Source organism: Haloferax sp. s1 (assembly GCF_058382125.1).
The window spans coordinates 1-6,576 of sequence record NZ_JBZRPK010000520.1 but is presented as its reverse complement, the minus strand read 5'-3'; the positions used below and the strand labels follow the sequence as shown (position 1 = coordinate 6,576).

General features: G+C 57.6%; 6 protein-coding genes, 1 tRNA gene and 1 pseudogene. 7 read left to right on the top strand and 1 reads right to left on the bottom strand.

Going from position 1 to position 6,576, the window contains the following annotated elements; translation table 11 throughout:
- The first annotated feature begins 331 nt into the window (after positions 1-331).
- From sufC to QT222_RS08625, 7 genes are all read left to right on the top strand, one after another.
- A complete protein-coding gene (sufC, locus tag QT222_RS08655) occupies positions 332-1,237 on the top strand; it encodes a Fe-S cluster assembly ATPase SufC (protein WP_004057402.1) in 906 nt (301 codons plus the stop codon).
- A gap of 11 nt (positions 1,238-1,248) precedes the next feature.
- Positions 1,249-2,679 (top strand): Fe-S cluster assembly protein SufB, encoded by a 1,431-nt coding sequence (sufB, locus tag QT222_RS08650; RefSeq protein WP_004057401.1) that lies wholly within the window; start codon positions 1,249-1,251, stop codon positions 2,677-2,679.
- Positions 2,680-2,682: 3 nt separating this feature from the next.
- On the top strand, positions 2,683-3,891 hold the full coding sequence (gene sufD, locus QT222_RS08645) for a Fe-S cluster assembly protein SufD (RefSeq protein ID WP_004057400.1): 1,209 nt from the start codon (positions 2,683-2,685) through the stop codon (positions 3,889-3,891).
- 129 nt (positions 3,892-4,020) lie between these two features.
- Positions 4,021-4,512: a hypothetical protein gene (locus QT222_RS08640; RefSeq protein WP_004057399.1), complete on the top strand. Its 492-nt coding sequence runs from the start codon at positions 4,021-4,023 to the stop codon at positions 4,510-4,512.
- A 4-nt stretch (positions 4,513-4,516) separates the two neighbouring features.
- Entirely contained in the window at positions 4,517-4,969 is a 453-nt protein-coding gene (locus QT222_RS08635; RefSeq protein ID WP_004057398.1) for a metal-dependent transcriptional regulator, read from the top strand.
- A 134-nt stretch (positions 4,970-5,103) separates the two neighbouring features.
- A tRNA-Gln gene (locus QT222_RS08630) sits at positions 5,104-5,207 on the top strand.
- Positions 5,208-5,346: 139 nt separating this feature from the next.
- A complete protein-coding gene (locus QT222_RS08625) occupies positions 5,347-5,553 on the top strand; it encodes a hypothetical protein (RefSeq protein WP_491476933.1) in 207 nt (68 codons plus the stop codon).
- Positions 5,554-6,326: 773 nt separating this feature from the next.
- On the opposite strand, the pseudogene QT222_RS08620 reads toward QT222_RS08625, so the two are convergent.
- Positions 6,327-6,576: pseudogene (locus QT222_RS08620) on the bottom strand (IS6 family transposase); the annotation flags it as partial.

Below are 6,576 nucleotides of genomic sequence, written 5' to 3'. Positions count from 1 at the left end.
CGACAAGACGCTGCAAGGCCCGATTTCCCGCGTCATCGAGGCGCTCGGGATGTCGTGGGACGAGGTGAAAAGCGGCCAAGAACAGACCGGTCTCGGGAGCTTCATGTGAACGACCGGTGCGTTCGGCCCGAATGAAACTATATTCGGTTACGTACTGCTTCAGCGAGTAACGGTGTTTGGCTGACCAAAACCCGGGCACATGTCACGAATTGGCCGCAGTTCTTTGCGCTTTTGAAAACAAATTTTTCTTCTACAAAAGGCACCGGGGGTAAATGCGCAAGCATTATGGGCGATACTCCCCACCCTTCGAGTACGAGGCAACGAACCAACGATGGCAACTCTCGAGATTAAGAACCTCCACGCGCGTGTCGCGGAGGACGATGGTGAGCAGATTCTGCGAGGTGTCGACCTGGAAGTCAAATCCGGCGAGATCCACGCACTGATGGGTCCGAACGGGTCCGGCAAGTCTACGACTTCTAAAATTATCGCCGGCCACCCCGCCTACGAAGTAACCGAAGGCGAAATCCTTCTCCACCTGGAGGACGACGACTTCGGCGACCTCGACATCCCGGACGACGTTCGCACGTGGAACCTCCTCGAACTGGAACCGAACGAGCGCGCCGCGCTCGGTATCTTCCTCGGCTTCCAGTACCCTGCGGAAATCGAGGGCGTCACGATGACGAACTTCCTCCGAACCGCGCTCAATGCGAAGATTGACGAGCGCGAAGAACTCCTCTTCGGCGAAGACGAGGAAGCGGAAGAAGAGGAAGCCGGCTACGACACCTCCCCGATGGAGGGCAACGTCGACGACGGCGAAGTCGGTGTCGCCGAGTTCCAGAAGCTCCTCAAGGAGAAGATGGAACTCCTCGACATGGACGAGAAGTTCATGCAACGCTACCTCAACGCCGGGTTCTCCGGCGGCGAGAAGAAACAAAACGAGGTGCTCCAAGCTGCTATCCTCGAACCGTCCATCGCCGTGCTCGACGAGATCGACTCCGGTCTCGACATCGACCGCCTGCAGGACGTTTCGAAGGGTATCAACGCGCTCCGCGACGAGCAGGGCACGGGTATCCTCCAGATCACTCACTACCAGCGTATCCTCGAATACGTCGAGCCAGACCACGTTCACATCATGCTCGACGGCAAAGTCGTCAAGAGCGGCGACGCGTCTCTCGCGTCCGACCTTGAGGACAAGGGCTACGACTGGGTCCGTGAGGAAGTCTACGAAGCAGCGTAATCCCACACATCATGAGTTCCGACCAAGACCACCTAAAAGAGACAGACACGGAAGCTCGCTTCGAGTTCAAGAAGGAGCAGAAGGCCGCGTTCGCGGCCGAGAAGGGTCTCAACGAAGAGACCATCCGCGTCATCTCGGAAGACAAAGACGAACCCGAATGGATGCTGGAGCGTCGCCTGCGCGCGCTCAAGCAGTTCCAGAAGATGCCGATGCCGACCGACTGGCCCGGCCAGCCGGATCTCTCCGAGGTCGACGTGGACGAAATCGTCCCGTACATCCGCCCCGACGTCGAAGTCCGCGGCGGTGTCGACGACTGGCGTGACCTGCCGGACGACATCAAGGACACCTTCGACAAACTGGGTATTCCGGAAGCCGAGAAGAACGCCCTCTCGGGCGTCGGCGCCCAGTACGAGTCCGAAGTCGTCTACCAGAACATGCAAGAGCGCTGGGAGGAGAAGGGCGTCGTCTTCATGAACATGGACCAAGCGGTCCAGGAGCACGAAGACATCGTCAAGGAGTACTTCATGACGAAGTGCGTTCCCCCGAGCGACAACAAGTTCGCCGCGCTTCACGGCGCAATCTGGTCCGGCGGCTCGTTCGTCTACGTCCCCGAGGACACGACGGTCGACATGCCGGTTCAGGCGTACTTCCGCATGAACTCCGAGGGGATGGGCCAGTTCGAACACACGCTCATCGTCGCGGAGAAGGGCTCCGAAGTCCACTACATCGAGGGCTGTTCCGCACCCAAGTACTCCGCGTTCAACCTCCACTCCGGCGGCGTCGAAGTGTTCGTCGGCGAGGATGCTCACGTGCAGTACTCGACCGTCCAGAACTGGTCGAAGAACACCTACAACCTCAACACCAAGCGCGCCATCGTCGAGAAGAACGGCCGCATGGAGTGGATTTCGGGCTCGATGGGCTCGAAGGCCACCATGCTCTACCCCGCGTCCATCCTGAAGGGCCGCGGCGCCTCTGACAACCACATCACCATCGCCTTCGCGGGCGAGGGTCAGAACATCGACACCGGCGCGAAGGTCTACCACAACGCCCCCGAGACGAAATCGACCATCGAGTCGAAGTCCATCTCGAAGGACGGCGGCCGCACGAACTACCGCGGTCTCGTCCACATCGCCAACGGCGCGAAGAACTCCTCGACTTCGGTCGAGTGTGACGCGCTGATGTTCGACAACGAGTCCACCTCGGACACGATGCCGTACATGGAAATCAACGAGTCCACGGTGGACGTTGCCCACGAGGCAACCGTCGGTAAGATCGGTGACGAGGACGTGTTCTACCTCCAGTCACGCGGTCTCGACGACGACGACGCGAAGCAGATGATTGTCTCCGGGTTCATCGAACCCATCACGGAGGAACTGCCCATCGAGTACGCAGTCGAACTCAACCGACTCGTCGAACTCGAGATGGAGGGTAGCCTCGGATAACCAATGAGTGCGCAACTTCCCGCAAACCTGTCCGTAGAGACAGTACGAGAGATTTCGGACGCACGGGACGAGCCCGAGTGGCTCCTCGAGGCCCGACTCGAGGCCCTCGAAGCACTCGACGAGCTCGAACTGCCGGACGTCATTCAGACGCCGGGTCGCCGCTGGACGAACCTCGAAGCGCTCGACTTCGAGTCGCTCGTCGACCCGCTGAACCAGTCCGACGAGACGAGTCGCGAGGCTCCCGAAGATGCCGTCGTCCTCTCCTTTACGGAGGCACTCGACGAATACGGTGACCTCATCGAGGAACACTTCGGCTCCGTCGTCGACCTCGAAACGAACTACCTCACCGCACTGTCTGCGGCGCTGTTCACGACGGGGACGTTCGTCTACGTCCCCGAGAGCGTCGACGCCGAGGACGTGAAGATTCGCGCCGAGATGAACTCTCGGTCGCTCTTCAGTCACACGCTCGTCGTCACCGAGAAGTCCTCGTCTGTCACCATTCTCGAAGCCATCGAGTCGGGTAACGACATCGACGACGCACGGTACTTCTCGAACCTCGTCGAAGTCGTTGCGGGCGAGAACTCGTACGTTCAGTACGGGTCGCTCCAGAACCTCGACGAAGAGACCTACACGTACTCGCTCAAGCGCGGCGACACCGACACCTACTCGACCATCAACTGGATTGAGGGTAACCTCGGCTCGAAGCTCACCCGCAGCGACGTCGAGACCGAACTCAACGGCGAGGCTTCGGAGACGAAAATCGTCGGCGCGTTCTTCGGTCACGACGACCAGCACCTCGACGTCAACGCCCGCGTGTGGCACAACGCCGAGAACACGACTGCGGACCTCGTGACCCGTGGCGTCCTCGACGACGAGGCGCGCTCGGTCTACGAGGGCGTCCAGGACGTCGGCCGCGACGCCTGGAGTACGAACTCCTACCAGCGTGAGAACACGTTGATGCTTTCGGACGAGTCCGAGGCGGACGCGTCCCCGAAGCTCATCATCAACAACCACGACACCGAAGCGTCGCACGCTGCGACGGTCGGTCAGGTGGACAAAGAGGACCTCTTCTACATGGTCTCTCGGTCCGTCCCCGAACAGCAGGCACGAAACATGCTCGTCGAGGGCTTTTTCGTTCCCGTCCTCGAAGAGATTGAAGTCGACGAGTTCCGCGACGACCTCGAAGAACTCATCGCCGCCCGCCTGCACTAACCGCGTCTTCGGCGTTTTATTTTTCCTGCGTTGACGACCCGCGAGGGAACCGCTTAAGTAAGTTACTCCCGGACAGTTGTGTATGTACGTCGTGGTATCGTGTCTTCGAGCATTGTGGAGGACGAATTCATGAGCGTCGGGTATCAGGTCACTTCTGACCATCAACTGGCTCGACTCCTCCAGATTGGAATCGTCCTCGAAGAGGTCGTGGAGGCGCGCGCCTACCACCACCACGAGGAACTCGACGAAGACACACTCGACGAGGAGATTCGAGACCTCCTCTCGCACGCTGCTGAGGAGTCTGCCGACCATCGGGCACGTCTCGAAGCCATCATCGACCAGTTAGATGTCGATAGCGTGCCATTCGAGGAAATCGAGGCGCTCGTCGAAGCCCAGTACGGGCAGACGAAACCCGAGGACTTCGACGGTATCCTTTACGATCAACTCTACAACGAGGAGACCGCTTACAAGTTCTACGACGACGTTATCGGGGCTATCGAGGCGAGCGATGCACAGTTCACCATCGACCGCGAGGAGCTTATCGCGACACTCTCCAAGATTCGCGAAGAGGAAGCCGATGGCGTCGAAGAAGTGACCCGATTCATGGAAGAACGCGAGTGACACGATGAACACGGCAGACCAATACGTCAAAGCGATTTACCTGCTGCAGCAGATGGAAAACGGCCCGGCAGCCACCGGTGCACTCGCGGACATGATGGAGGTCAGTCCGGCGAGCGCGAACGAGATGATTGGAAAGCTGGAGTCTCGCGGCCTCGCCGAGCACGAGAAGTACAAGGGTGTCACGCTCACCGACGACGGCATCGTCCGCGCCCGCGACGCCCTTCAGACCTACTGCATCATCGAGCGCTTCCTCTCGAACGTCCTCGACGTCGAGGAGTTCCGCGCGGAGGCACGCGAACTCGAACCCGTTATCGACGACATGATCGCCGACCGGCTCGACACCATCATCGACCGGAACTCGGAGTGTCCCGACTGTTTCGACCCCGAGACGGACGCGTGCAAGTACCTCGATGTCTGTGAGTCGGAAGCGGAAACTGAGACGGAAGCGGCGGACTAACCGCCACCCATCGTCCGACTCGAACCGAAGCGTTTTCATTCACCTGCGGATAACCGACGAGTGCGAAGTCCCGTGGTGGTGAGCAATCTCGGAGAGATTGCGAGTTACACGGGGCAAGTGAACGACGTGAACGCAGTCCCGTGGTGTAGTGGCCAATCATAGCGGCCTTTGGATTGGTACGGTTCGATGCGTACCGAGAAGACAGCCGCTGACGGCGGTTCGAATCCGCCCGGGACTACTCAAACGTCTCACATAGTCCACGAGACTGAGAGAGGTGTCTGTCCGTCGATTTTTGCATCCTGTGTCCTGGGGGTACTCGGCCATGAGTGACCTCGAAGACGTGTCGAAGAGCTCGAAGCTCGCGAGGGACTCATCATGTGCGTTCAGAACTGCGTTGTGAGCGAGTTAACGCCTCGAACGACTGCCACGCCATCACGTACGACGATGTCATCTTCCCGACGACAGCACAGCTCACTGGCAACCACATCACTATCTTCGCGAGCATTCTCTCGGCGCTGTTCGGTGTCTTGTTCCCGTGCGGACCTTGGCGGCGGTGTGTCTCGTCGTCGCTGAGGTCGGATTAGTGAAGGAGACGGTGACAGCAGCGTCGAAATAAAATAGTGGGACCAGTTCTTACGGGCGCTGTCTCGATCTTTCTTTATACTATTGCCAGACTCCGTGTGCGCTCACGAGGACCGCAACGAGTGCCAGCGGCGCTTGCAGTCGCTTCTGACGTAGCAGGTAAACCGTGGTACTCTCAACCAATATGGTATTGAATATGTTTCGACCGCGGCCATTGGCGGGTGGACGCTTCTAGCGGGCTCTCATCCCGAGTGAGGTGTGGTCCATTATGTGTGTCGTTTACCATCGCTCGCCATCCACTTACTACATGAGTTCGGCGAGGTCGTTGATGGCGTTCGAGATGTTCTTGATGTCACGACAAACGAGGCGCGCTACCGGCTGATTTTCGGGAGGAGTGTTCGAAGATATGCCGATTCTGTTGATAAGATCAGTTAGATCATCAATCGATTATAGCCAGTACGATATGTCCTATAATCAATATAGATATAGTTACTCCAGAGAGGAAGAAACGATTGTTGATCTCAATTCCTTGATGTACGAGTACTGTTTGGAGAATCAAAGAAAACACCGCTCCAAAAATCAATAAGAATATGGATACTATTTGTAGTCGGGTCGGATGATTCCAGTTACTTGTGTCTCGGGTCAAGAGCCGAGATCTGAGTTTTTGAACTATTCCCATGTCTCAACTACTCTTCTGATTCATAATCAACTTGTCGGGAGATGAATAATAATTCAGCTATAGTTCAGTGTTCAAACTTGGACTACAGGGCACTGTCTAGTTAGTGACCTCCTCAACTGGTGTTCGTCCATCGAGCGCTTGATGCGGTCTCTGAAAATTATAGTATTGCGCAAATTGTATGAACCACTCGCGGAAGCGCCCATGACTGCCCACCCACGAATTATGGAAGCGGTCGACTCGCATTTTGAGAGTATGAAACCATTTTCGATGAGGTTTCGCTCGACGTAGTCAAGCCGACCGCTCAATCCTAATCGAGAGAGGGCAGTCTGATAGCCGTAGCCATCGA